3 protein-coding genes are annotated in these 3,070 nt (G+C 72.0%); all 3 read right to left on the bottom strand.

What is annotated here, in order from left to right; translation table 11 throughout:
* Nucleotides 1-461 precede the first annotated feature (461 nt).
* On the bottom strand, nucleotides 462-1,271 hold the full coding sequence (gene xth, locus MKK53_RS10050) for an exodeoxyribonuclease III (protein ID WP_243928559.1): 810 nt from the start codon (nucleotides 1,269-1,271) through the stop codon (nucleotides 462-464).
* 11 nt (nucleotides 1,272-1,282) lie between these two features.
* On the bottom strand, nucleotides 1,283-2,215 hold the full coding sequence (locus MKK53_RS10045; protein WP_243928558.1) for an outer-membrane lipoprotein carrier protein LolA: 933 nt from the start codon (nucleotides 2,213-2,215) through the stop codon (nucleotides 1,283-1,285).
* Between the two features lie 260 nt (nucleotides 2,216-2,475).
* Nucleotides 2,476-3,070, bottom strand: a 595-nt coding sequence (locus MKK53_RS10040) for a DNA translocase FtsK (RefSeq protein ID WP_279598938.1), incomplete at its 5' end; no start/stop codon positions are given.

Below are 3,070 nucleotides of genomic sequence, written 5' to 3'. Positions count from 1 at the left end.
GATACCTTCGATGTTGTTCGGCGGGAGGAACCCAATAAGAATATTGGGCATGGTAACGCCGCAATCAGGGAAGTGTGCGCGGGTAGCGCGAGAGACCTGGGGGGGTTCGGTCCGTAGGGGCCCCTGCGGCGGGACGTGCAGGTCGATGCAGGGAGCCCCCGCCTTTCCGGCCCCCCCCCCCACCTTCGGAATGCGGGGGTGCCCCCTCTCCCCGTCTTGCGGGGAGAGGCCCGCCGACACCTCGTCGTGTCGGCGGGACGCGAGAGGCGAAGCCGGAGCGGTGGTGAGGGGGGCTCGCCGGAGGAGCCTCGTTCGGCACGCCCCCTCACCCTCGGCTGCCGCCTCGCCGCGCCGACGACGGGGTCGTCGCGGCCCTCTCCCCGCAAGCGGGGCGAGGGGAATGCAGACCTTCGGGATGAGGGAAGGGTGTAAAAGGGCCCGATTGAAAGCCCGGGCTGGCCCTACAGGTCCAGCGTCAACGTCACCGGCACGTGGTCGGAGGGCCGCTCCCAGCCGCGGGCGGCCCGGAGCACCTCGACGGCGCGCACGGTGCCCGCGAGATCCGGCGAGACCCAGGCATGGTCGAGGCGCCGGCCCTTGTTGGCGGCGTTCCAGTCCGGCGAGCGGTAGCTCCACCACGTGTAGATCTTCTCGGGCTCCGGGGTGAGGTGGCGCGCCGCGTCGATCCAGCCGGCCTCGCCCCGCAGGGTCTCCAGGGCCTGCGTCTCGATGGGGGTGTGGCTCACCACGTCGAGGAGCTGCTTGTGCGACCACACGTCGTGCTCCAGGGGGGCGACGTTCAGGTCGCCCACCAGGATCGCCGGGCCGGAGGGGCGCCGTCCCCCCCAGGCGCGCAGCTCCTGCAGGAAGTCGAGCTTGTGGGCGAATTTGTCGTTGAGGTCGCGGTCGGGCACGGCGCCGCCCGCCGGGATGTAGAAGTTGTGCAGCACGAGGCCCGCGGCCTGTCCCGCCTCCGGCCCCAGCACCGCGGAGATGTGGCGCGCGTCGGCCCGGCCGCAGAAGCCCATCACGTCGCGGGTGTGGAGCGGCAGGCGCGAGAGAATCGCGACGCCGTTGTAGCCCTTCTGCCCGGCGAAGACGACGTGCTCGTAGCCCGAGCCCCGGAGCGCCTTCAGGGGGAAGGCGTCGTCCGGGCACTTGGTCTCCTGCAGGCAGAGCACGTCCGGCCCGTGCTCGGCGAGGAAGCGCAGGACGAGGTCGATGCGCAGGCGCACCGAGTTGATGTTCCAGGTGGTGACGGTGAGGCGCACGGTTCGTCCGACTACTGGCGTTGCGACTGCTGGATCGCCTGCTGCGCCGCCTTGTCCTCGGCCCGCCCGTAATTGATGAAGAACAGGCTGGAATCGACCGCCTTGCCCTTCTGCAGGTTCGAGAGCTGCACGGTGGTGATGTAGCCCTGCGGATCGGTGATCCGCCATTGGGACAGGGTCTTCACGTCGGCGTCGAACAGCAACTGGATCCGCGAGGTGCCGCCGAAGGTCGCCCGGTCCTCCAGGCTGATGCGCACCCCCGCCGGATCGTTCGAGACGTCCGTCACCGAGAGGTCGCGGGCGAGGTCGATCTTCTCCCGCAGGAGGAATTTCAGCGGCGTCTGGGCGATGAAGTAGAGGTCCTGGGTGGCGAGCTTGCGGTCGCGCACCGCCACGGAGGTGCCGTCGGCCACCACTTCCAGCGGCGAGGGCTGGTCGTAGTCGAAGCGCAGGCGGCCGGGCTTGGCGAGGGTGAGCTTGCCGCCGATGCGCCGCCCGTCCGGGCCGATCTGGATGAACGACCCGGTGAGGGTCGAGATGCCGTTGAAGTAGGCGTTGGCCTGGGCGAGCACGGTCGCCGCGTCGGCGGGCTCGGCGGCGGCGGGGGCCGGGGTCGCGACCGCGGCGACCTTGGGCTCGGCCGGGCGGGCGGCCCTGTCGGCGGCCTTCTCCGCCGGCTTCTCGCCGGGCTTGGCCCCCGGCTTGGCGCCGGCGGCCTTCTCGGCGGACTTGTCGGCGGGTTTGGCCGCCTTCGGGGCCGGCTTCTTGGCGGGGGAGGCGTCCGGCGTGGCGGCGGGGGCCGCCTCGGGCTCGGGGGCGGCCTGCTCCTTGCGGCCGAACAACCCGTCGAGGAACGACGACACCTGCGCCTCGGCCCGAAGGGGGGCGAGGGCGAGGCTCGCGGCGAGCAGGGTGCCGGCGGTGCGGGTGCGGCGGCCGATCATCCGGAGACTCCTTCGCACCGTGGGCGGTGTGCGGCTCGGGCGGAAATTGGGGGCGGGCCTCCGCTTAGAGCCCCGCCCTGTGGCGAAGATGCGACGCGGTGCTCGTGTCCCTCCCCCCTCTGCGGGGGAGGGGGTCGGGAGAGGGGCCGCGACGGGCGCAGGCTGTGTCTGCGGCCGCGACCTCTCCGGCACCGCCGCCCCCCTCTCCCCCCCGCTTGGCAAAGGGGGGGGGGGAGAGGAAGACGGGCGGGTCGCGCGTCTCACTCGTCGTCGTACACCACGCCCGCCCCGTGGGAGGCGCCGGCCACGAGGATCTCGCGCTTGCCGGCGTGGTTGGCCGGGCCGACGATCCCCTCGATCTCCATCCGCTCCATGATCGAGGCGGCGCGGTTGTAGCCGATCTGGAGCCGGCGCTGGATGTAGCTGGTGGAGGCCTTCTGGTCCCGCAGCACCACCTCGATCGCCTGCTTGTACAGGTCGTCCGACTCGCCGCCGGTCGCCGCCGCGAAGGCGCCGATGTCGAAGACGGGGGCGTCCTCCTCCGGCTCCTCGCTGCGCTCGACCTTCTCGGCCGCCCGGCCGCGACGGCCGGTCTCCTTGGGGGCCTCCTCGGGCGTGTCGTCGGTGGTGACGGCGTCGAGGTAGCTCGGGCGGCCCTGGCGCTTGAGGTGGGCGACCACGCTCTCGACCTCGCTGTCCGAGCAGAACGGCCCGTGCACACGCGTCGTGCGCCCGCCCCCGGCCATGAACAGCATGTCGCCCTGGCCCAGAAGCTGCTCCGCGCCCATCTCCCCGAGGATCGTCCGCGAGTCGATCTTGCTCGTCACCTGGAAGCTGATCCGGGTCGGGAAGTTC

This window comes from Methylobacterium sp. J-076 (assembly GCF_022829405.1).
Lineage (GTDB): Bacteria > Pseudomonadota > Alphaproteobacteria > Rhizobiales > Beijerinckiaceae > Methylobacterium.
The sequence above is the reverse complement of the archived record's forward strand: the minus strand, read 5'-3'. Positions and strand labels throughout refer to the sequence as shown.

Bases quoted from the DNA above. Each gene is read 5' to 3' on its own strand.
- MKK53_RS10045 (WP_243928558.1), bottom strand. From the start codon at position 2,215: ATGATCGGCCGCCGCACCCGCACCGCCGGCACCCTGCTCGCCGCGAGC.